Source organism: Phytobacter palmae (genome assembly GCF_039409775.1).
In the GTDB taxonomy this organism is placed as follows: Bacteria; Pseudomonadota; Gammaproteobacteria; order Enterobacterales; family Enterobacteriaceae; genus Phytobacter; species Phytobacter palmae.
Map to the genome: position 1 here is coordinate 20,791 of NZ_JBCIVJ010000004.1, position 21,858 is coordinate 42,648.

General features: G+C 52.7%; 18 protein-coding genes. 10 read left to right on the forward strand and 8 right to left on the reverse strand.

Annotation, left to right across the window (positions count from 1 at the left end):
- Window positions 1-78 precede the first annotated feature (78 nt).
- Window positions 79-1,407, reverse strand: coding sequence for an MFS transporter (locus tag AAIG39_RS06845; protein ID WP_090084593.1), 1,329 nt, complete (start codon window positions 1,405-1,407; stop codon window positions 79-81).
- Between the two features lie 708 nt (window positions 1,408-2,115).
- Between AAIG39_RS06845 and AAIG39_RS06850 the strand changes: the two genes are divergently transcribed.
- Complete coding sequence (locus AAIG39_RS06850) at window positions 2,116-3,300, forward strand: citrate synthase family protein (RefSeq protein ID WP_343193480.1); 1,185 nt, start codon at window positions 2,116-2,118, stop codon at window positions 3,298-3,300.
- Between the two features lie 59 nt (window positions 3,301-3,359).
- On the opposite strand, the gene AAIG39_RS06855 is transcribed toward AAIG39_RS06850, so the two are convergent.
- Together AAIG39_RS06855 and AAIG39_RS06860 are read right to left on the reverse strand one after the other, a co-directional pair.
- On the reverse strand, window positions 3,360-4,823 hold the full coding sequence (locus AAIG39_RS06855; RefSeq protein WP_343193481.1) for a pyridoxal phosphate-dependent decarboxylase family protein: 1,464 nt from the start codon (window positions 4,821-4,823) through the stop codon (window positions 3,360-3,362).
- A gap of 17 nt (window positions 4,824-4,840) precedes the next feature.
- Complete coding sequence (locus tag AAIG39_RS06860) at window positions 4,841-6,226, reverse strand: diaminobutyrate--2-oxoglutarate transaminase (protein WP_071845871.1); 1,386 nt, start codon at window positions 6,224-6,226, stop codon at window positions 4,841-4,843.
- A gap of 781 nt (window positions 6,227-7,007) precedes the next feature.
- Here AAIG39_RS06860 and lysC point away from each other — a divergent pair.
- A complete protein-coding gene (lysC, locus tag AAIG39_RS06865) occupies window positions 7,008-8,369 on the forward strand; it encodes a lysine-sensitive aspartokinase 3 (RefSeq protein ID WP_343193482.1) in 1,362 nt (453 codons plus the stop codon).
- Window positions 8,370-8,429: 60 nt separating this feature from the next.
- Here lysC and AAIG39_RS06870 read toward each other — a convergent pair whose 3' ends face one another.
- Window positions 8,430-11,357: an HD domain-containing phosphohydrolase gene (locus AAIG39_RS06870; RefSeq protein WP_343193483.1), complete on the reverse strand. Its 2,928-nt coding sequence runs from the start codon at window positions 11,355-11,357 to the stop codon at window positions 8,430-8,432.
- A gap of 346 nt (window positions 11,358-11,703) precedes the next feature.
- On the opposite strand from AAIG39_RS06870, the gene AAIG39_RS06875 reads away from it, so the two are divergent.
- Entirely contained in the window at window positions 11,704-12,981 is a 1,278-nt protein-coding gene (locus tag AAIG39_RS06875) for a glycoside hydrolase family 10-like protein (RefSeq protein ID WP_343193484.1), read from the forward strand.
- 40 nt (window positions 12,982-13,021) lie between these two features.
- Here AAIG39_RS06875 and AAIG39_RS25675 read toward each other — a convergent pair whose 3' ends face one another.
- Both AAIG39_RS25675 and AAIG39_RS06880 read right to left on the reverse strand, forming a co-directional pair.
- On the reverse strand, window positions 13,022-13,492 hold the full coding sequence (locus AAIG39_RS25675; protein WP_425503279.1) for an AAA domain-containing protein: 471 nt from the start codon (window positions 13,490-13,492) through the stop codon (window positions 13,022-13,024).
- Window positions 13,493-13,563: 71 nt separating this feature from the next.
- A complete protein-coding gene (locus tag AAIG39_RS06880) occupies window positions 13,564-13,929 on the reverse strand; it encodes a hypothetical protein (RefSeq protein WP_090084415.1) in 366 nt (121 codons plus the stop codon).
- 118 nt (window positions 13,930-14,047) lie between these two features.
- Between AAIG39_RS06880 and AAIG39_RS06885 the strand changes: the two genes are divergently transcribed.
- Window positions 14,048-14,659, forward strand: coding sequence for a GNAT family N-acetyltransferase (locus AAIG39_RS06885; RefSeq protein ID WP_249568805.1), 612 nt, complete (start codon window positions 14,048-14,050; stop codon window positions 14,657-14,659).
- On the opposite strand, the gene AAIG39_RS06890 is transcribed toward AAIG39_RS06885, so the two are convergent.
- Window positions 14,652-15,545 (reverse strand): LysR family transcriptional regulator, encoded by an 894-nt coding sequence (locus AAIG39_RS06890; protein ID WP_343193485.1) that lies wholly within the window; start codon window positions 15,543-15,545, stop codon window positions 14,652-14,654. The two genes, AAIG39_RS06885 and AAIG39_RS06890, sit on opposite strands and share 8 nt — an antisense overlap.
- A gap of 142 nt (window positions 15,546-15,687) precedes the next feature.
- Here AAIG39_RS06890 and AAIG39_RS06895 point away from each other — a divergent pair, with 142 nt between their 5' ends.
- The 6 genes from AAIG39_RS06895 to AAIG39_RS06920 are packed head-to-tail and all read left to right on the forward strand — an operon-like array spanning window position 15,688 to window position 21,389.
- Complete coding sequence (locus AAIG39_RS06895) at window positions 15,688-16,386, forward strand: CoA transferase subunit A (protein ID WP_090084595.1); 699 nt, start codon at window positions 15,688-15,690, stop codon at window positions 16,384-16,386.
- Window positions 16,387-16,395: 9 nt separating this feature from the next.
- Window positions 16,396-17,052, forward strand: coding sequence for a CoA transferase subunit B (locus AAIG39_RS06900; RefSeq protein WP_090084420.1), 657 nt, complete (start codon window positions 16,396-16,398; stop codon window positions 17,050-17,052).
- 11 nt (window positions 17,053-17,063) lie between these two features.
- The gene (locus tag AAIG39_RS06905; RefSeq protein WP_343193569.1) at window positions 17,064-18,245 is read left to right on the forward strand and encodes an acetyl-CoA C-acetyltransferase; all 1,182 of its coding nucleotides are present in this window, start codon (window positions 17,064-17,066) and stop codon (window positions 18,243-18,245) included.
- An 11-nt stretch (window positions 18,246-18,256) separates the two neighbouring features.
- Window positions 18,257-19,174, forward strand: a complete 918-nt coding sequence (locus AAIG39_RS06910) for a 3-hydroxyacyl-CoA dehydrogenase family protein (RefSeq protein WP_343193486.1) — start codon at window positions 18,257-18,259, stop codon at window positions 19,172-19,174.
- Window positions 19,175-19,213: 39 nt separating this feature from the next.
- The gene (locus tag AAIG39_RS06915) at window positions 19,214-20,608 is read left to right on the forward strand and encodes a GntP family permease (protein WP_249568809.1); all 1,395 of its coding nucleotides are present in this window, start codon (window positions 19,214-19,216) and stop codon (window positions 20,606-20,608) included.
- Between the two features lie 10 nt (window positions 20,609-20,618).
- Entirely contained in the window at window positions 20,619-21,389 is a 771-nt protein-coding gene (locus AAIG39_RS06920) for a 3-hydroxybutyrate dehydrogenase (protein WP_343193487.1), read from the forward strand.
- Between the two features lie 26 nt (window positions 21,390-21,415).
- Here the strand turns inward: AAIG39_RS06920 and AAIG39_RS06925 are convergent, their stop codons facing one another.
- Window positions 21,416-21,853 (reverse strand): YeeE/YedE family protein, encoded by a 438-nt coding sequence (locus AAIG39_RS06925; protein ID WP_249568811.1) that lies wholly within the window; start codon window positions 21,851-21,853, stop codon window positions 21,416-21,418.
- Between the last annotated feature and the right edge of the window lie 5 nt (window positions 21,854-21,858).

A 21,858-nucleotide genomic window follows, 5' to 3' on the forward strand; every position in this document is an offset into this window, starting at 1 on the left:
GAATCAATTACGACACAGGCTGGATAAATCAGTGAGTAATCATTGTGCTATTAATGAATTGATATCGTGGTACGCGCCTTAATCCATTTCGATACGGGACAATGGCCCCAGCAGGAATGAATAGGCAAAGGCGCCAATCAAACACATAATCCCCATCATATTGAGCGCCCAAAAGAATTGGCCGGTAACATGGAGAATATAACCAATCATTATCGGCGTAGTGACACCGGCAATATTGGCAGCAAGACTGGTGATACTACTGGTTAATCCTATATATTGACGCGGTGCAATTTCAGATACCGCAGCCCAGGAGGATGAGCCAACACCCTGGGCAAAGAAAGAGATGGTTAAAATAACAATGATTATTTCATTCGATGTTACGAAGTTAACTAACAGAATGGAGGAACCTAACAACGTACCAATAATCAACGGCGCTTTGCGGGCCACCGACATAGAATAACCGCGGCGAATAAAGAAATCGGAGAAAAAGCCAGCCAGTAATATCCCGGCAGTTGCTCCCAGAAATGGTAACGCCTGGAAAATACCCACTTTGATCATCGTCATTTGACGCTCTTCAACCAGATAGGTCATAAACCAGGTCGTGAAGAACACCAGGATGGCATTATTACAGAATTTACCCAGACAAATCGCCAGAATCTGACGGTGTTTTAACAGACGCAGCGCATTTTTCCAGTCAAAACGATCACGCTCTTTTTTGCCGACAAGACCGCCACCTTCACGAATATGTTTCAGTTCGGCTTCGTTGGCTGAACGGTGATTTAACGGATCGCGATACCAGATATACCACAGAATACCGAAGATGAGACCCGCCCCACCGGTTAAATAGAAGGCGGATCGCCAGCCAAAACCGTTTGCGATCCACAGCAGCAATCCGGTAAATAAAGGCGTACCAATATACTGCCCCATGACATAGACACTGGTGGCAAAACCACGCTCGCCAGTGGGAAACCACATAGTCACCGCACGGGCATTAGACGGAAAAGCGGGCGCTTCAAGGGCGCCAATTGCCAGACGTGAGCCGAACAACATATTAAAACCACCGGCTAACCCTTGCGTCATCGTAGCCAGTGACCAGGTGATCAGTGAAAATGCGTAAGCAATACGCGACCCCAGTACGTCGGCAATAATACCGCCAGGAACAAGCGCGAAGGCGTAAGTCAGGCCAAATGCGGCGAAAATCTGCCCCATCTGAACTTTATCTAACGTCAGATCTTTACTGATAAATGGCGCTAAAATGCCGAGACTTGACCGATCAACAAAGTTGATTATTGTGGCAAATAATATCAGGGCAAGCATATAATAACGAATGCGTGTTGGCTTTACGGATGTTGCCACGTCGGCAACTCTTGCTGCCTCGGTAAGCTCTTGTTGATGTACATGGTTCATATTTTTTCCTTCACAGATTTGTAGGTGTTCTTTATATTTCTCTACCTGTATTTTCAGGAAGATAATAGTTATGAGGTAAATGTTCTGGTCGGCAAAAATGTCCATCATTTGCTACAGAGAATATGGTTATTGCAAACTCACGCAAGAGTTTGCCGTCGTTACAAAAATTAATAACGCACCACGTAACCATCAATCCCCTTGTGTTTATCACATTCTGCAATAACAGCCATTTTTCACCGTAATTCAATTTTTCGTTTTTATCATTGAGTACTTATTTGACGGTAGAATAAGGGCTGGTCAGGATCAATCTTGATTAAATTAATCAATATAAATATCCGCCATCATCGTCTGGTTGTGTGATGAATGAGCGATAGATTGCATTTGTTTGTTGACAACTCTCTGTTTACGGTATCTCAAAATGCCACGACAGGTGTAAACGAAGCGGTGCGCCTCTTATTTTCGTCTTAAAAGCGACGTTTTTAGCAATATCTGACCATTTTGCGATCTGTTTATCAGTTGATTATGTCAATCAACATTGATTGAACACCGAGTGAAATATAAAGTTTATTGATTCGGTTCAATAATGAGGTCTGGCTGAAATGCGTCATGCCGCCCTCGCCCGTTAACTCTGGTGGCGGGCATGCAAAATCCTGGTCCCGCCACATGGCTGCACCAAAATTGCTTATCACCCTATTTTCAGGCTCAACGATGGAACCCAAGAACAAAGCGACATGGCTTACGCTGGAGGATGTTCAGGACTATCTTGGCGTACGCGCACAAACGATCTATGCGTACGTTAGCCGTGGATTGATTGCCTCACATCCGGATCCGCAGAATATCCGTCGCAGCCTGTACAGCGCCGAGAATATTCAAAAGCTGAAACAGAAAAAACAGCAGGGCCGGAAGCGGGAAACCCTCGCTGCGAATACCCTTTTTGGCACAGAGCCCAGTATTCCAACCGCCATCTCAACGTTTGCCCGTGGTCGTCTGTACTACCGGGGAAAAGATGCGGTCAACTTTGCCAAAGAGGCAACGCTGGAAGAGACTGCCCGCCTGCTATGGGATGCGGAAACTCTGGAGGCATTTTCTATTCAGGAGCGCGATTACCCGCCTTGCCCGCCGGATCGCACGCATGCTTTTGTGGCGCTGGCGGCGGCCACTGCTACGGGCCATTCCACGCATGGACGCACACCACGCGTCTTGCATGCGGAGGCGGCAAGACTGGTGGGGCATCTGGCCTCGACATTCGGTGCGGAAAATAACCCGTCTTTGCTGATTCATCAACGTCTGGCAAAGGGCTGGGGGAAAGAAAAGGATGTGGCGGATATTTTACGTAAAGCGATGGTGCTGCTTGCCGATCATGAGCTGACCAGTTCCGCGTTTGCCACACGTATTGCCGCCTCTAACGGCGCATCGTTACCCGCCTGTCTTCTGACCGGGCTGGCGACCTTCACCGGTCCGCTACACGGCGATGCCACCCCTCGCGTGAAAGCGTTGTTAGATGAGGTCGAGCGTTCCAGCGCCGAGCAGGTGGTTAACCGTTACCTCTCCTCGGCGCTGCCGATCCCAGGCTTTGGCCACCACCTTTATCCCGATGGCGATCCGCGCGCCACTGCGCTGCTGGAAGAGTTTGAGCCGCCGGATGAAATCGCCAGGTTCATCGAAAAAGTAACCACGCTGACCGGCCTTTATCCCAACATTGATGCGGTACTGGCTGCGCTGGTGACCCGTTACCGGCTACAGGGCGATGCGGCCTTTGCTCTTTTCTCTGTTGCCCGCAGCGTCGGGCTGCTGGCGCATGCGATGGAACAAATCAACACCTGTAAGGTTATTCGCCCGCGCGGTCGCTACATCGGGCCAGATCTGAATGAGCCGGTGAATGGACGCAGCTGAACAGGCATAAAAAAACCGACAGCATTTCTGCTGTCGGTCTTTACAGGCCAGGGGCTAAATCAGGCGTTCAGCAGTTGCGCACCGCACGCTTTCACGCTTTCCAGCAGCACTTTAACGTCCTGCAGGTTTACGGTCGGGTTCAGCAACGTCAGTTTCAGGCAGGTAACGCCGTCTGCTTCGGTTACACCCACGTTCGCCGCGCCAGAAGCCAGCAGCGCATCGCCGATACGCTGGTTCAACAGGGCAACAAATGCCGTATCACCCTGCACCGGACGGAAGCGGAACAGTACGCTCGCCAGCTGCGGCTTCATGACCAGTTCCAGTTGCGGCTGCTCAAGAACCCAGGCAGCCACATCCTGCGCCAGCGTCACACCGTTATCGATGATTTCGGCATATTTCTTCTGACCCAGTGCTTCAAGACCCATCCATAATTTCAGGGCATCGAAACGGCGGGTAGTCTGTAAAGACTTCGATACCAGGTTCGGAACGCCGTGCTCTTCGTCAAAGTCGGAGTTCAGGTAGGCCGCCTGGTAACGCATCAGCTGATAGTGACGCGCGTCTTTCAGCAAGAATGCGCCACAGCTAATGGTCTGGAAGAACTGTTTGTGGAAGTCCAGGGTTACGGAATCCACTAACTCAAGGCCGTTCAGGTAGTGACGATACTTCTCAGACAGCAGCAACGCGCCGCCCCAGGCTGCATCGACGTGAACCCAGATCCCCTCTTTCGCTGCCAGTGCCGCGATATCTGCCAGCGGGTCGATTGCCCCCGCATCGGTGGTGCCGGCGGTTGCGACAATCGCCATCACCTGCTCACCGTTGGCTTTCGCCTGCGCCAGTTTCGCGGACAGATCGCTTACGTCCATACGCGAGAATTCGTCAGTTTTCACCAGTGTGACAGAACGGTAACCCAGCCCCATCAGCGCCATGTTCTTCTGCACGGAGAAATGCGCATTTTCAGAACAGAACACTTTGAGTTTGCTGAGATCGCCCGTTAAGCCGTTCTGCTGAACAGAGTGGCCCTGACGAGCAAAGAACGCATCACGCGCCAGCATCAGGCCCATCAGGTTACTCTGCGTACCGCCGCTGGTGAACACACCCGCGTCGCCCGCCCCGAAACCGACCTGCTCACGCAGCCATTCAACCAGCTTCACTTCCATGATGGTGGCAGACGGGCTTTGATCCCAGGAGTCCATACTCTGGTTAGTGGCGTTGATCAGCACTTCCGCCGCCTGGCTGATCACCAGGCTCGGGCAGTGCAGATGCGCCACACACTGCGGGTGGTGCACGGACAGACTGTCTTTGAGGAAGTACTCAACGGCGCGCTCAATAGCGGCCTGGTTACCCAGGCCCTGAGAGTTAAACTCTAAATTGATGCGCTCGCGGAGCTGCTCGACGGTCTTGCCCTGATACATCTCAGGTTGCTGTAACCATTGCACAACGGCTTTCGTGCTTTGCTCAATGGCGTCCTGATAGGCAGCAATGCTCTGCTCAGAACCTGACAGAATCGGATTAATATCAGACATGCGATCGACAACTCCGATTAAACAGGCTTAACGCCAGCGTTCAGCAACGCGGTTTCAAATTTATCCAGGAAGATTTCCAGCTCTGCATTGCTGATCAGCAGCGAAGGCAGCAGACGCAGTACGCAACCGTTACGACCACCGCGCTCCAGAATCAGCCCCGCTTTGAAGCACTCTTTCTGCAGCAGTGCAGACAGTTCGCCATCAGCCGGGTAGCAACCCATATGATCCTGCGCTTCGTGCGGTTTAACGATCTCAATACCGATCATCAGACCCAGACCGCGAATGTGACCGATGACCGGGTAACGTTGCTGCAGCTCGGCCAGTTTGCCTTTCAGCCACTCGCCCTGCACAGCGACTTTATCGGCAATACGATCGTCTTTCAGGATTTTCAGCGTGGTCAGGCCTGTTGCCATTGCCAGCTGGTTGCCACGGAAAGTACCGGTGTGGTGGCCCGGCGCCCAGGCGTCGAACTGTTTTTTGATACCCAGTACAGCCAGCGGCAAACCGCCACCGACAGCTTTGGACATGACAATGATGTCAGGCTCGATGCCTGCGTGTTCAAAGGCGAACAATTTACCGGTACGGGCAAAACCAGCCTGTACTTCGTCGATAATCAGCATAATGCCGTGTTCTTGCGTCACTTTACGGATACGCTGCAGCCACTCAGCCGGGGCCGGGTTAACACCGCCCTCGCCTTGTACGGCTTCCAGGATCACAGCAGCAGGCTTACGTACACCGCTCTCAACGTCATTGATCAGGTTATCGAAGTAGTAAGTCAGCGCTTTGACGCCGGCTTCACCACCGATACCCAGCGGGCAACGGTACTGGTTCGGATACGGCATAAACTGCACTTCTGGCATCATACCGTTAACGGCTTCTTTCGGTGACAGGTTACCCGTCACGGAGAGCGCGCCATGGGTCATGCCATGGTAACCACCGGAGAAGCTGATCACGCCAGAACGGCCTGTGACCTTTTTCGCCAGTTTCAGTGCGGCTTCAACGGCGTCTGCGCCAGAAGGACCGGTAAATTGCAGGCAGTATTCTTTACCCTGACCCGGTAACAGCGACAGAAGATAAGATGAAAACTCATCTTTCAACGGCGTGGTCAGGTCGAGCGTATGTAACGGTAAGCCACTGGTAATGACACTTTGGATGCTCTGAAGCACTTCAGGATGGTTATGACCAAGCGCCATCGTCCCGGCACCTGCGAGGCAGTCAAGATATTGATTGCCCTCCACATCAGTGATCCAGACGCCCTGCGCTTTGGCAATTGCTAAAGGCAATTTGCGCGGATAGCTGCGGACATTGGATTCAAACTCAGCTTGTCTTGCTAAAAAGGTTTCATTGCTTTGCGGTAATGAATTAGCACTCAAAGTATCAATACGGACTTTATCCGTCATCATATCACTCCTACAACCGCGGGTATGATTAACGCCGGGTTGAATTAATGTTTAAGGGGGGTGTAAAAAAACGCGGCTAATATATGTTTTTTTAGCAACGGACTCAATATTTTATTTTCCACACCGTTTTGAAACATTTTTATTTGAAATCAATGAGAAACAACTCAACTGGCTTTATTGTAAGCATCATAATTTGTAACTAATTCTGTTACTTAGTGAGTAATGCCTGATTTATGTACAACGCCACGATAACAGAAGCGACTTAACCTATATTATGGTTATTTATTCTGGCTTTTCTGGCTTTTAAAGTTAAAGATGATGGAAGCATTTGAGTGCCTTATTATTTTTTTTACTTCTTTGCCATAAAGCGTAAGGAAATTATCGATCCGGCGGGTTAAATCACTTACTATGCCCGCGATAAAATCCCCGTACATCGCGATACTGAGTAAAGGCAGCGATTACGTTTACCAAAATTAATGAGCAAACGTGACATTTTCACGACAGCTTAACCCTGCGCGACAAAGAAGAAACGCGTATTGTAAAAGGAAATTAATAATTTAAGTCATAAATAAGTAACACCCCGGTAACGCGTTACAGGCAAACATGTTATCGACAACGGGAGCAACATCCTGGGTTGTAATCAGAAATGTTCGCGGGCGGACATTTCGTAAGGCGTAAGCCGCTGACGTAACGGGAATATCCCCTTCACGCAGCCCGCTTCCCTTATGCCGAGAATGAAAATTTTCATGCCATTCCTTATATGGCGCCCTGATATGAGATTGTTATGACTCGCATTTATCCACAAATCGTTGTTGCAAAATTTGGTGGCACCAGTGTTGCTGATTTTGACGCGATGAACCGTAGTGCCTCCATCGTCCTTGCCGATCAAAATGTTCGTCTGGTTGTATTGTCCGCCTCTGCTGGCGTCACCAATCTGTTAGTGGAATTGTCCGCTGGCCTGGAGAGTGGTGAACGCACGGACAAAATTGAAACGCTACGCGCCATCCAGTACAACATTATTTCCCGTCTGAGCCAGCCAACGGCTATTAGTCAGGAAATCGACCATCTGCTCGACAACATCAGCCGTCTTGCCGAAGAAGCGGCCAGTGTCAGTTCAACTGCGTTGAACGATGCGTTAGTCAGCCACGGTGAGCTGATGTCCAGTCTGCTGTTTGTTGAGGTGTTGCGTGAACGCGGCGTTGAAACACAGTGGTTTGACGCACGAAAAGTGATTCGTACAAATGACTGTTTCGGCTGCGCAGAACCTGTGCCAGAGGCAACCGCAGAACTGGCGGAAAAACAGCTGCGTCCTCGTCTGGAACAGGCGATAGTGATCACGCAGGGGTTTATTGGCAGTGATGCGAAGGGGCACACCACAACGCTGGGTCGTGGCGGTAGCGATTACAGTGCCTCACTGTTTGGCGAGGCATTACATGCCGCACGCGTGGATATCTGGACCGATGTTGCCGGGATTTACACTACCGATCCGCGTATTGTTCCCCAGGCACAGCGCATGGATAACGTCTCATTTTCCGAGGCCAGCGAAATGGCGGCCTATGGAGCCAAAGTGTTGCATCCGGCCACCATGCTGCCGGCGATGCGCAAAAATATTCCGGTCTTTGTGGGCTCCAGCAAAAATCCGTCTGCGGGCGGTACGCTGGTGTGCTGCCATGCGGATAATCCCCCCCGCTACCGTGCGCTGGCCGTGCGTCGTAAACAGACGCTGCTGAAATTGCATAGTCTCAATTCCCAGCCTGCGTGTGTATTCCTGGCTGAGATGTTTGCGCTGCTCTCTCGTCATAATACGGCGATTGATTTGGTGACCACCTCAGAAACCAGCATCGCGCTGATCCTCAACGCATCGGGCGCCACCTCAGGTGATGCAGACTCACTGACCACCTCGTTGTTGACTGAACTCTCCTCCCGTTGTCGCGTCGAGCTGGAAACCGGCCTGGACCTGGTAACCCTTATTGGTAACGACCTGACTCAGGCATCAGGTGTCTGCAAAGATGTGTTCGCTGAGCTGGAAAAACATCACGTGCGGATGATTTGCCACGGCGCCTCCGACCATAAGCTCTGTTTCCTGCTACCCGCAGCCTCCTCAGACAGTGCAGTTAAAGCACTTCATCGCAGTTTATTTGAATAAGACTGCGCAACCCGAAGCGAGCGGATGCCCTGCTCGCTTCGGGGCAGCGACCTACGGTATTTAAGCCTGGCTGGTTTCTGGCGTTACCCCTTCAACGTGCTGCGGCTTAATTTTTGCCACCAGCGCCGAAACATTCACGTTGTCCGTTTTCTCGGGATCCAGATAGGTTTGAGCATAATCAAGCCAGACGCCCGATTGCAGGAAGAGGATAAACAGCTCCCGGTCCAGGTGATGTTCATTGACCATGCTGACCATGATACCCAGCGCTTCAGAAAGCAATTTCCCCGGTTTATACGGTCGGTCAATGGCCGTTAATGCTTCGAAAACATCGGCAATCGCCAGCATTTTGACCTGCATACTCATCTGCGAATCATTAAGCTGATATGGATAGCCTTTGCCGTCTACCCGTTCATGATGTCCACCAGCAATCGTCGGCACATTGGCCATTGTGCGTGGGAATGGCAGATTATCCAGCATGATAATGGTCTGCATAATGTGTTCGTTGATTTTGTAGCGCTCTTCCTCATTCAACGTGCCGCGCCGGATACGCAAATTATAAATTTCGCCATAGTTATACTGGTGCAGCGGTTTTTTCAGTTTGAAGTGATATCTGTCAGCCTCTTTACTGACATCGGTGCGGTAGACGATGTGCTCTTCTTTATCTGCGAGCATCGGCTCCTGTGCGGGTAACGTCGCGGCGGGCTGACGTTGTTTACGCATCAACTCCTCTTGTGATATGCCCACAGTATCGTCGAGTGTGCGCGTCCAGCGGTAGTTGGCAATCTTACTAATACGTGCCAGTGCATCATCAGAGAGAAACTCGCTGCCAATATTACAGCGGGCAATAAAGTAGAAATCGTCATCAAGCTGGCGCAGCGTCGCTTGCAGCGCCTGCGCATCAGTGCCCTCCCCGTGATGGCGCAAAAACTCAATTTCTTTTTCCCGTTTAAGCAACTCAAAGCGCATGCGGATTTCATGGATCCGGTTGTAGATCTGCTCAAGCTTGGTGGCTTTATCCACGACAACTTCCGGGGTGGTGATCTTCCCGCAATCATGCAGCCAGCAGGCAGTATGTAATTCGTCCCACTCATTTGCGGAAAGCGTAAAGCTGGCGAAAGGCCCGTCTTGTGCTTCTACGGCGGCTTTTGCCAGCATTTTTGTGATAACCGGGACGCGCTGGCAATGACCACCGGTATAGGGACTTTTCTCATCAATCGCCCCGGCGATCAGTTTAATGAAGGCATTGAGCAGTTTCTTCTGTTCTGCCAAAAGATGTTGCGCTTCGATCGCCACCGAAAGCATGCCGACCAGCGAATTAATCAACTGAATTTTTGCATTTTCCTGTTTATCGCTCAGCACATCGGTATTAAAAAGCAGCAGGAAACCCATGGGGTGATTATCGTGGGTTTGCATAGGTACGGCGACGTAACGCACCGGGAGATGCGGTAAAAGAAACGCCAGCAGTGACGGGGGGATATTTTCACGGGTCAACATGCCGCTTACCGTCTGCCCCTGTAAGAGTTGCCAGAACCTGGCGTAGTGTTCATGGTCAACGGCGAGCGGCTCAATGTCCGAGAAATCGATGTTTTCCTCACGCCAACGAAATGCGGCAGGCGTGAAAACATTCGCATCCTGACTGGAAAGAAAAACCATTCCGCCGGTCATGTCAGCGATTTCCGTCGTTTCGGTCAGTAGTCCCTGCATCTGCTGGGTAAAATTATTCTTAACGGTCAGCATACTGCCCATCGAAATAAATTTGATCAGCGTCTGTTTCATTTTTGCCATCGCAGTATGCAAGTCATCTATCTCTTCGATGATCGAGCGACCACCAGGACGCTCTTCGGCCTCAAAATTTAACTGGCTTATCTCCTCCGCATCTTCACGCAGTCTGAGCAACGGATGAGAGATTTTGCGCGAGAAATACCAGATAACCGGCAGGCTGAGGAGGAGTAACAGGAAAGCGATCAACGTAGAACGATCGCTGATTGCACTGGCATCGGCCGTCAAAAAAGCCGCCGGGGTGGCAATCACCAGTCGGTAGTCATTTCCCGAACTATGAATGTTAACCACTGAGCCATACCAGTCTTCGTTTCCAACATTGAAGATACGACTGCGCCTGGCATCTTCATGTGTCAGTAATGATTGTAATACCGGCAAGTTATCCATTTTCAAACCGCCGTTATTACCAACCTCACCTGTTGGCAGGCTGGCAATAATCTCACCGGACTCTGACAAGATGGCGGCCTGGCTGCCAGGCGGTAGCCCTTGTTGTTGCAAAAAGGCGGAAAGTAAAGCGAGAGAAACATCGAGTCCAATGACCGCATGCTGATTATCAGCCCGCTGACTGTAGGTAAAACCGGTTTCGCCTGTGGCTTTAAAGATATAGTTGGGTGAGGTAATCAGTCCTTTTTCGTCATGGGCGAGCGTATACCATTTCCGGGTGCGGGGATCGTAATTATCATAGGGCACAGTGGCCGATGAAATAATGTTTTGCGCACTGTCTAAATAAAACGCTTTTTTCTCGGGAGGATTTACCTCAAATCGGTAATTTTGTACCAGCCATTGGGCATTAGCCGGGCTTTTAAATAACGCCCGATTTTGGTTCGTTAACCGACGAAGAATAAAAAAGTCTCCGTTGTCCCAGGCACTGTAGACGGAGCTGGCGTAATCATTCTGTTGCAGGATCGTGATGAAGCTACTCAACTGCGCCACGCGCTGTGGTTCTGTCATAGCATCAGCGACAGGCATCTTCGCCAGCATATTGACCGAACTCGCCATTGTGCGTGTCAGCGAATTCAGTTCCGCCGCCATCGCCTTACCCGTTTGTTGGTAGCGTTGATGTGTGCTGACTTCCGCAAGCTTTGTCAGCCGACTATGGTTGAAAAGAATGATAATGCTGCCAATTGAAACAATGAGTAGTGTAAAAAGAACGGTTATCTGAATGTGCAACGGATATCGGTTTTTTAGTTTTCTTATTCGCGTTTTCATTGGCGCTTTTCCTTGGGCTTTTCCAGGAAAGATACGAATACATTTCTAAGCATAACCGAAGCCGTTAAAAGCGACAGGCGCTCCAAAAAAAGACTATTTTTCTGCGTATTAAGTCAGAATTTGCCCGATCCTGTCATGCATTAAGCCCTGCATGTTGTCGATACCACTGGCACTACAATATCGGTTGGCTGCTCAGTGCTTGCGCGCAACAGGCTTTAACGCATTGACTTACCCCGTAATAAGCCGAAAATGTGCCTCCAGGCGACAACCTGAAATACTGGAGTATCCCATTAACCGCTCACGTCGTTTTATTCCATTAACGAGAATCAAAAAAACCAGTGTGTTTATGGCCGCGGCGTTTTTACTCGCCAGTTGTACCTCAAAACCACCCGTTTCGCTCGTTACCCCACTTCCGCCGGTCGCTAAACATCCCCTCGCGGATAAACCTCTGCAAAACAATGAGCCGGTGCGCGGGATCTGGCTGGCAACGGTTTCCCGCCTTGACTGGCCGCCGCTTGCCTCGGTGAATGGCGTCGGCAGTGCGCAAAGCCGTATTAATCAGCAGCAGCAAGCGATGCGGGTGAAGCTGGATAAGCTCAAAAGTCTTGGTATCAACACCGTCTTTTTTCAGGTAAAACCGGACGGCACGGCGCTGTGGCCGTCAAAAATCCTGCCCTGGTCCGATACTCTCACAGGGAAAATTGGTCAGGATCCGGGCTACGATCCGCTGCAGTTTATGCTTGATGAAGCGCACAAACGCGGTATGCGCGTTCATGCCTGGTTTAACCCTTACCGCGTATCCACCAATATCAAACCGTCTACCGTGGCGGAGTTAAACTCCACTCTGCCTCTGAATCCGTCCAGCGTCTTTGTCCTGCACCGCGACTGGGTGCGTACAGCGGGTGATCGGTATGTCCTTGATCCGGGCATTCCCGATGCGCGCGACTGGATAACCAGTATTGTGGCGGAGGTGGTTAGCCGTTATCCGGTCGATGGCGTGCAGTTCGATGACTATTTTTATACCGAGACGCCGGGCTCTGCGCTTAATGATGGCGAGACGTTCAGAAAATATGGTCAGGGGTTTGCTTCGAAGGCTGACTGGCGACGTCATAATACGCAGCAGCTGATTGAGCAGGTTTCCCGCACCATTAAACAGATTAACCCGAATGTTGAGTTTGGTGTCAGCCCTGCCGGGGTATGGCGTAACCGCTCTTTCGACCCGGCAGGTTCCGACACGCGTGGTGCCGCCGCTTATGATGAGTCTTTCGCTGATACCCGCCGTTGGGTACAGCAAGGCTTGCTGGATTATATCGCTCCGCAGTTGTACTGGCCGTTTGCCCGTGACGCGGCGCGTTATGACGTGCTGGCAAAATGGTGGGCAGACGTTGTAAAACCGACCAAAACCCGCCTTTATATTGGCGTTGCGCTGTATAAAGTGGGTGAGCCCTCAAAGAATGAGCCGGACTGGACGGTAAATGGCGGCGTACCGGAACTGAAAAAACAGCTTGATTTGAATGAATCGACGCCGCAAATAAAAGGCACAATTTTGTTCCGTGAAGATTACCTGAACCAGCCACAAACGCAGCAAGCCGTCAATTATCTGAAAAGCCGCTGGGGCAATTAAGTGTCAGTGCAGTCCAGAGGGATACCCTCCCCTGGACTGTTTATTCAGCGTTCGTACCTTTCAGGCCAAAAACGCCGTTATACAGATTTACGCGGACTCCCTTTGTCTGCGTTCTCTTTTCTGGCAGGCCTGGTACCAATATGATCCCCTCAGGCGGAATTTGCGCGATCACCCCGATAAAAAGGTTTCGCTCATTACTGTCTCTTTTCGATTTCAGGAAATTAAAATCACTGAAAAAGATAAGATTCTCTCTTGCCCTTGAGCAGGCGACATTCAAACGTTTCCAGCCAGGAATGAGACGTAAATTACCGCGAGTTTGTACCACTGAATAGAGAACAATGTCCGCTTCGCTACCCTGGAAGCTGTCTACCGTATTAATTGGGATAGTGAGCTTGCCGGGTTTCGACTCCGGGAGAAAAGTTAAAACCCTGTGCCAGCAGTAATAGTTCCGCTTTATAAGTAGTTCTCTGAAATAGCTTACAAGGCAAACTTCAATACACTTAACGCAAATTTGTCCAGTTCAGGGGTAATATGCTGTGAATGTTTTTAGTCATTACCTCTGGCACTCATGCGCTACCTGGGTCACATCAATTGTTTTAGCATCTTAATATTTTTATCATTCGGCTCCTGATGCAGCTCGACGCAATATTTTTCGCCGTAGACTTCGAGTAATTTTTGTACCGTGCCGCGACTGTTTCTGCTATCCATCCACAGCTCTTCTCTTGCTTTATCGCCAATTTTAACCATCTCGTTATGGCTTAATGCGGGTGGGGTGGTACCGAAAAATAGCATACTGTTCTTTTTATAATTGTCCTGCGCATGTTCATTGCCTAATTCATCAACAGCTAAACCACACTTTAATAACTTTTTAACTTTCGTTTCCTGGCTGTCACAACCTTGCAAAAGAAGAAGACTAAAAGCAATTATTACTGCTCTTGTAAATTTCATTACTGACCTTAACTAAAATAAAAAGCCGCGATTTCATGCGATTATATTAAAATCCAGTTGAAAGATGTAGTCTGTCCTGAAATAACTGAGAGCACACACCTGCAATTAAGGAAAATAGATGAGCACTGCTAACCCCCCCATCGCCTTAGGTTATTCCGACGTTCCACCGGGACATGTGGCATCAGTCGTCACCTGTCTCGAAATGCGGGCAAAACCACAACAAAAAACCTTACCTCTGCCCGAGGGCATCACGCTGGAACCGCTGGTAAATGTCGATTTGGTTGCCTACCGCGCATTGTTTCGCAAGATTGGCGCGAAATGGCTGTGGTTTTCCCGACTCTATATGGCGGATGACAAACTGACCGCTATTCTGAACGACCCGAATGTTGAAGCCTGGGTCATTCGCGATGGCGCTGAGGAGATCGGCATGCTTGAGCTGGATTTTAGTGAGGCCGGTCAATGTGAGCTGGTGTTTCTGGGGCTGACTGAGGGGACAACCGGCAAAGGGCTGGGTCGCGCCATTATGAGCAAAGCGACAGAGCGCGCCTGGGCCAAACCCATCGAACGGTTCTGGGTGCACACCTGTACCTTTGACCATCCGTCAGCGCTCAGTTTTTATATCCGCTCAGGCTTTGTCCCTTACGCTTTTCAGGTTGAAGTACAGGCCGATCCGCGCCTGACAGGCCATTTGCCTGCCGACGCCGCACCGCACATTCCGCTGATCAGGTGACGTGGTAAGCGGCGCGAAGCGTATTGAGCAGCGCCTGCGCCGCCGTGGAAAGCTGCGCGTGATCGAGACGAATAATCCCCACGCGCCGTTCAATCACTGGATTGATCAACGGCACACATACGGCCCCCAGTTCGATCATCTGTTTTTCGCACAACGCAGGCACTGCGCTTGCGCCAAGGCCACTTGCCACCATACGGCCTACCGTCACCAGCTGATGGCTTTCGAAGGCCACTTCCAGCTTATGCCCGCTACGGGCGAGTATCTCTTCAAGCATGATGCGTACCGCAGAAGGCCGTTGCAGAGTAATAAAATCGAGCTTAAGCAGTTCACGCCAGCTGACCTGCTCTTTTTGCGCCAGTGGACAGTCTCGCGGCACCACCGCCAGAAAGCGGTCCATTGCCAGCGGCGTAAAGTGCAGACTGGACGCGGGTTCGGGTTCAAAAGCGATCCCCATCTCCACCCGCCCGTCGCTTATCATCTCAATCACCTGTTCATTAATCACATCGTGCACAGTCACGTTAATGCCCGCATAGCGATCGCGGAACGCCTTGAGCACGGGAGGCAGCGCGTTGGCAGCAAACGAGGGCATTGCGGCAACCGACACTTTTCCTCTCTGTAACGTAAAACGCTGACGCAGCGCCTCTTCGGCATTATCACAATCAGCAATAAGCTGACGCGCCATCGGAAATAGCGCCTCGCCTTCCGGCGTCAGGGTGACCCGTCGCGTGGTACGCGTCAGTAATGCGCCCCCCAGAACCTCTTCCAGCCCCCGAATCGCCAGGCTAAGGGCTGGTTGCGACATATTCAGCTTTTCGCTCGCATGGGCGAAGTTAAGAGTGTGAGCTACCGCTAAAAACGCGCGTAACTGTTTGATGGTCATTCTCATTTATCATTTCATTAACTTATTGAAAAAGATTAATTAACAAAAGATTAATAAGAAAAGCAAATCAATGTGTCACAAAATCAAAATTAACAAATCATTTTTCGCCCCGGATGATGCCGCAAAAGGACAACACAGGGGCAAACGAATGGCTGGACTGGATAAACGCGTCGCGAGTTATCAAGAGGCACTCGAGGGGCTTAGCAACAATATGACGGTACTGGCAGGCGGCTTTGGCCTGTGCGGTATTCCGGAAAATCTCATCGCCGAAATCCGCCGCCGCGATGTACACGGCCTGACGGTGGTATCCAATAACTGCGGGGTGGACGGCTTTGGCCTCGGCGTTCTGCTGGAAAGCCGCCAGGTCCGTAAAGTCATCGCCTCCTACGTTGGTGAAAATGCGCTTTTTGAAGAGCTTGTGATCAAGGGCGAACTGGAAGTGGAACTGACGCCGCAGGGATCACTGGCAGAGAAGATCCGCGCCGGTGGCGCAGGTATTCCGGCCTTTTTTACCGCCACCGGTTATGGCACCCCCGTCGCCGAAGGCAAAGAGGTACGCGAATTTGCGGGTCGCCCCTACATTCTGGAGCCGGCAATTACCGGTGATTTCGCCATCGTTAAAGGCTGGAAGGCCGACTGGTACGGCAATGTCATCTACCGCCACACGGCGCAAAATTTCAACCCGCTGATGGCCACCGCCGCAAAGATAACCGTGGTGGAAGTGGAAGAGATTGTGCCACCGGGTGAACTCGACCCCGCTGCGATCCACACCCCTGGTATCTACGTCGATCGCCTGATCCAGGGCCAATTCGAAAAACGTATTGAACAGCGCACGCTGCGCGCATAAGGAGCCGATATGTTGACTCGTGAACAGATGGCACAACGTGTGGCGCGTGAACTGCGTGACGGCTACTACGTCAATCTGGGCATTGGTATTCCGACACTGGTGGCGAACTTTGTCCCGCCCGGCGTCGATGTGATGCTGCAATCAGAAAACGGCTTGCTCGGCATGGGGCCGTTTCCTGATGAAGCTGAATTAGACGCCGACATGATCAACGCCGGAAAGCAGACGGTCACCGCCAGACCCGGCGCAGCCATTTTTGACTCGGCGCAGTCCTTCGCCATGATCCGCGGGGGCCATGTGGATTTAACCGTCCTTGGCGCATTTGAAGTGGATGTCGGGGGCAATATCGCCTCCTGGATGATCCCCGGGAAAATGGTGAAAGGGATGGGTGGCGCCATGGATCTCGTAGCGGGCGCGGAAAACATCATCGTGGTAATGACCCATGCCTCGAAAAGCGGTGAGTCGAAACTGCTCGACCACTGCACCCTTCCCCTTACCGGAGCGAACTGCATTCGCCGCATTCTGACCGATCTCGCTTACCTGGAAATTGAGAACGGGGCGTTCGTGCTCAAAGAGCGCGCGCCGGGTGTCAGCGTGGAAGAGATTGTCAGCAAAACCGCCGGACGCCTCATCGTGCCTGATGTGGTCCCGGAGATGCATTTTCAATGAGGAGCGAACAGATGCAGGACGTGGTGATTGTTGCAGCAACCCGCACGCCAACCGGTAATTTTCATGGCGCTCTTGCCCCGCTGTCAGCGGTTGAGCTTGGCGTCTGCGCGGTGAAAGCGTTGCTGGAAAAGAGCGGTGTTCGTCCCGAACAGGTAGATGAAGTGATTTTTGGCCAGGTGCTAAGTGCGGGCTGCGGGCAAAATCCGGCGCGTCAGACGGCGCTGCATGCGGGGATACCGGTGACCACACCTGCGGTGACCGTCAATCAGGTTTGCGGTTCCGGGCTGAAAGCGGTGTTACAGGCGGTCCAGGCGATCCGCAGCGGCGATGCGCATATTGTGGTCGCTGGTGGTCAGGAAAGTATGAGCAACGCGCCTTATCTGGTGGACGGAGCGCGCGCCGGATTACGTCTCGGCCACAGCAATATGCTTGATAGCGTTATTCACGACGGATTATGGGACGCGTTCAACGACTATCACATGGGGATCACGGCGGAAAACCTGGCAGAGAAATACGCCATTGATCGTGCCCGCCAGGATGCCTTTGCCCTCGCCTCGCAGCAGAAAGCGGTCGCAGCCCGTGAAGCCGGGCGTTTCAGCGCAGAAATTACCCCCGTTAGCGTTCCGCGCCCCAGAAAAGAGCCGCTGATCGTCAGTGAGGACGAGCCGCCACGCCCGGAAACCTCGCCGGAATTATTAAGCCGTCTGCGTCCTGCGTTTCGTCCTGATGGGGGGACGGTGACAGCAGGCAACGCTTCATCGCTGAATGACGGCGCGGCGGCAGTGCTGGTGATGAGCGCGCAGAAAGCCCGGGAACTTAACCTGGTGCCAATGGCCCATATTGCGGGGTATGCGGTGGCGGGAGTTGACCCGGCGGTCATGGGACTGGGTCCGGTACCGGCAACCCGTGAAGCCCTGAAACGCGCCGGCTGGGATATCAACGATCTTGAGTTGATAGAAGCTAACGAAGCATTTGCCGTCCAGGCGCTGGCGGTGGGCGATGAGCTGGGCTGGAACAGCGAGCGTGTCAATGTTAATGGCGGCGCTATCGCCCTCGGTCATCCCATTGGCGCGTCGGGTTGCCGCATCCTGGTCACACTACTGCACGAAATGCAGCGTCGCGATGCGCATAAAGGGCTGGCGACGCTTTGCGTCGGTGGCGGTCAGGGCGTCGCACTGGCGGTGGCCCGATGAAGGAGAATAGCATGCAGCAGACCGTAATAATCGGCGCCGGGTTGATGGGGATTGGTATTGCCACCCACTTCGCCCGCTTTCAGCAGGACGTACTGATTTACGATACGGACCCGTCCCGCCTGGCAGAAGTGGCAGGCGCTGCCAGCGCTATCCTCAACGAACTGCAGGACGCCGGACAGGTCAACGAGGCAGATAAACCGGCAACCCTGGCACGGCTTCACGTGACAACGTCACTTGACGATCTTGCTGATGCCCGCCTGCTTATTGAGGCGATTCCTGAACGACTGGAACTTAAGCACGCACTGTATGAGGAGCTGGAAAAACGCATTTCCCCTGAGGCGATCATTGCCAGTAATACCAGCGGTCTGCCGCCGGATGCGCTGGCGGCCAGGCTGGCGCATCCCTCGCGCCTGCTGATCGCCCATTTCTGGAACCCGCCGCACTTTATCCCGCTGGTTGAGGTGGTTCCCGGAAGCCATACCGACCCGCAATGCATTGAGACGGTGTATCAGCTTTTACGCCGCCTCGAACTTGAGGCGGTAAAACTCGACCGCGCCGCCCCTGGTTTTATCGGCAACCGCCTGCAGTTTGCCCTGCTGCGGGAAGCCTTACATATCGTCCACAGCGGCATTGCCAGCGCCGCAGTGGTGGATCAGGTAATGCGTGCTTCCCTTGGCAGACGCTATGCCATGGTTGGCCCACTGGAAGCGGCAGATATGACGGGTCTTAACACCGTACTGGACATCTATCGTCATCTTCTGCCGGAGCTTGCCCAGGGTGATGAGATGCTTGAACTCATTAAGGAGAAAACGCAACGCGGCGAGACCGGCGAGCGCAGCGGAGACGGATTTTATCACTGGGATGAGGCGCGACGCGCGCGCATCCAACAACGACGCGCCTGGCAACTGCGTCATGCCTTAAAGCCTTAGTGCCCGTATCTGTCCCCTACAAAATAAGATTCAGGAGTCATGATGAGCGTAATAATTGCCCTGGCTGCTCTGGCCCTGCTGATGGTCGCGGCTTATCGCGGCTACAGCGTCATTTTGTTCGCCCCGATTGCTGCGTTAGGCGCCGTGCTTCTGACCGACCCCGGCGCAGTTGGCCCGGCCTTTACTGGTCTTTTTATGGAGAAGATGGTCGGGTTCGTTAAACTCTACTTCCCGGTCTTTTTACTCGGCGCGGTGTTTGGCAAGCTTATTGAGCTTTCAGGTTTTTCCCGTTCGATTGTTGCCGCGGCAATCCGGTTATTAGGCCGTCGCCACGCTATCCCGGTCATAGTGCTGGTCTGTGCGCTCCTGACCTACGGCGGCGTCTCTCTGTTTGTGGTGGCGTTTGCGGTTTATCCCTTTGCGGCGGAACTGTTCCGTCAGAGCGGTATTCCGAAACGGCTTATTCCCGCCACCATCGCGCTGGGCGCATTCAGCTTTACGATGGACGCCCTGCCCGGTACGCCGCAGATCCAGAATATTATTCCAACCAGTTTCTTTGGCACGAACGCCTGGGCAGCCCCCTGGCTTGGTGTGATCGGCTCGGTATTTATCATTGTGGTCGGCCTTTTTTATCTCGAACGTCAACGGCGCAAAGCGCAGGCGAATAATGAAGGTTACGGCACCGACTTACTCAATGAGCCGGAAACGCCGGATAACATCAATCTTCCCAACCCGATCATTGCCATTGCGCCGTTGATTCTGGTTGGCGTATTCAATTTGCTGTTTACCCGATGGATCCCGGTCTGGTATGGCGCCTCGCATGAGCTGACGCTCCCCGGTCTGGCGAAACCGATTGTCACCGAAGTCGGCAAAATTAACGCCATCTGGGCGGTGGAAGCGGCACTGTGCGCAGGTATTTTGATGGTGGTGATCTGCGGCTTTCGCAATATTCGCGGACGGCTGGCAGAAGGCAGTAAAACGGCCGTGGGCGGCGCTATTCTGGCGGCAATGAATACCGCATCTGAATATGGATTTGGCGCAGTCATCGCCGCTCTGCCAGGCTTTCTGGTGTTGTCCAAAGGACTGGCGGCCATTCCCAACCCGCTGTTGAACGAAGCAATCAGCGTAACAGCGCTGGCCGGTATCACTGGTTCTGCTTCCGGGGGAATGAGTATCGCGCTGGCGGCCATGGCCGATACGTTCGTCGCCGCCGCTCACGCGGCCAACATTCCACTTGAGGTGTTGCACCGCGTGGCGTCAATGGCCAGCGGCGGTATGGATACACTTCCGCATAATGGCGCGGTCATCACCCTGCTCGCCATTACGGGTTTATCGCACCGACAGGCGTATGGCGGCATATTCGCCATTACCCTGATTAAAAGTCTGGCGGTCCTGTTTGTGATCGGCGTGTTCTACATGACCGGTATAGTTTAAGGAGAACAAGATGCATCTGAACGGTAAAGTCGCGCTGGTAACAGGCTCCACCAGCGGCATTGGCCTGGGGATCGCCTGCGCACTGGCAGAAGCGGGCGCTGAACTCATTCTCAACGGTTTTGGCGAGGTAGATCGCGCCAAAGATAAAGTGGCTCGCTATGGCGCAAGGCCGGGTTATCACGACGCTGATCTGAGCGACCCGACGCAAATCGAAGCCATGATGCAGTATGCAGAAAGCGAGTACGGCGGCGTGGATATTCTGGTCAATAATGCCGGGATCCAGCATGTCGCCCCCGTCGAGCAGTTTCCGGTCGAAAAGTGGAACGCTATCCTTGCGATCAACCTGTCGTCGGTCTTTCACACCAGCCGACTGGCGCTACCGGGGATGAAAGAGCGCAACTGGGGACGCATTATCAATATCGCTTCGGTGCACGGACTGGTGGCATCAAAAGAGAAATCGGCCTACGTCGCGGCCAAACACGCGGTGGTCGGTCTGACGAAAGTGATCGCGCTGGAAAACGCACAGACCAATATTACCTGTAATGCTCTCTGCCCTGGCTGGGTGCTGACACCCCTGGTACAGCAACAAATTGATCAACGCATCGCCTCCGGGATCGCCCCCGAAGTAGCGCGTGACACGCTACTTGGGGAAAAACAACCCTCCGGCGAATTCGTGACCCCGGAACAGCTGGGCGCGCTGACCCTGTTCTTATGCAGCGATGCTGCGTCTCAGGTACGCGGCGCGGCATGGAATATGGACGGCGGCTGGGTGGCACAGTAATCAGAAAAGGTTCGTCACCGCTTGTGTTAGCGGGGGCGAACCTGTGACTTATCGCGGTATCCTTCGATCCACTGAAAAAGCAGCATCCCGGCGAGCATTGCCAGTACAAAAATCACCCCCTGCATGAAACCGGCCCCCAGCAGCACCAGTCCGGGGCCGGGGCAGATGCCCGCCAGCCCCCAGCCTGTGCCAAATAACAGCGCGCCGCCCACCAGTCGTTTATCAATATGATTCGCCGTGGGCAGATGCATCTTATCGCCACACAGCGGCCGTTTGCGTCTGGCGGCTATGCGAAAGGCAAAGAAGCCGACACTAATAGCCCCTCCCATGACAAACGCCAGCGAAGGATCCCACACGCGGGTGATATCCAGAAAGCCGATAACTTTTGCCGGATTGGCCATACCGCTGACAATCAGGCCGATACCAAACAGCAGACCGGACAGTAAGGCGAAAAAGAGATTCATCACTG

What these genes read in the sequence shown, in the direction of transcription:
- AAIG39_RS06870 (WP_343193483.1), bottom strand. Translation starts at nt 11,357, where the DNA reads ATGAAAACGCGAATAAGAAAACTAAAAAACCGATATCCGTTGCACATT.
- AAIG39_RS06880 (WP_090084415.1), bottom strand. Translation starts at nt 13,929, where the DNA reads ATGAAATTTACAAGAGCAGTAATAATTGCTTTTAGTCTTCTTCTTTTG.
- AAIG39_RS06855 (WP_343193481.1), bottom strand. Translation starts at nt 4,823, where the DNA reads ATGTCTGATATTAATCCGATTCTGTCAGGTTCTGAGCAGAGCATTGCT.
- lysC (WP_343193482.1), top strand. Translation starts at nt 7,008, where the DNA reads ATGACTCGCATTTATCCACAAATCGTTGTTGCAAAATTTGGTGGCACC.
- AAIG39_RS06895 (WP_090084595.1), top strand. Translation starts at nt 15,688, where the DNA reads ATGGCTGGACTGGATAAACGCGTCGCGAGTTATCAAGAGGCACTCGAG.
- AAIG39_RS06885 (WP_249568805.1), top strand. Translation starts at nt 14,048, where the DNA reads ATGAGCACTGCTAACCCCCCCATCGCCTTAGGTTATTCCGACGTTCCA.
- AAIG39_RS06890 (WP_343193485.1), bottom strand. Translation starts at nt 15,545, where the DNA reads ATGAGAATGACCATCAAACAGTTACGCGCGTTTTTAGCGGTAGCTCAC.
- AAIG39_RS06920 (WP_343193487.1), top strand. Translation starts at nt 20,619, where the DNA reads ATGCATCTGAACGGTAAAGTCGCGCTGGTAACAGGCTCCACCAGCGGC.
- AAIG39_RS06875 (WP_343193484.1), top strand. Translation starts at nt 11,704, where the DNA reads ATGGCCGCGGCGTTTTTACTCGCCAGTTGTACCTCAAAACCACCCGTT.
- AAIG39_RS06925 (WP_249568811.1), bottom strand. Translation starts at nt 21,853, where the DNA reads ATGAATCTCTTTTTCGCCTTACTGTCCGGTCTGCTGTTTGGTATCGGC.
- AAIG39_RS06900 (WP_090084420.1), top strand. Translation starts at nt 16,396, where the DNA reads ATGTTGACTCGTGAACAGATGGCACAACGTGTGGCGCGTGAACTGCGT.
- AAIG39_RS06845 (WP_090084593.1), bottom strand. Translation starts at nt 1,407, where the DNA reads ATGAACCATGTACATCAACAAGAGCTTACCGAGGCAGCAAGAGTTGCC.
- AAIG39_RS06860 (WP_071845871.1), bottom strand. Translation starts at nt 6,226, where the DNA reads ATGATGACGGATAAAGTCCGTATTGATACTTTGAGTGCTAATTCATTA.
- AAIG39_RS06850 (WP_343193480.1), top strand. Translation starts at nt 2,116, where the DNA reads ATGGAACCCAAGAACAAAGCGACATGGCTTACGCTGGAGGATGTTCAG.
- AAIG39_RS06915 (WP_249568809.1), top strand. Translation starts at nt 19,214, where the DNA reads ATGATGAGCGTAATAATTGCCCTGGCTGCTCTGGCCCTGCTGATGGTC.
- AAIG39_RS06910 (WP_343193486.1), top strand. Translation starts at nt 18,257, where the DNA reads ATGCAGCAGACCGTAATAATCGGCGCCGGGTTGATGGGGATTGGTATT.
- AAIG39_RS06905 (WP_343193569.1), top strand. Translation starts at nt 17,064, where the DNA reads ATGCAGGACGTGGTGATTGTTGCAGCAACCCGCACGCCAACCGGTAAT.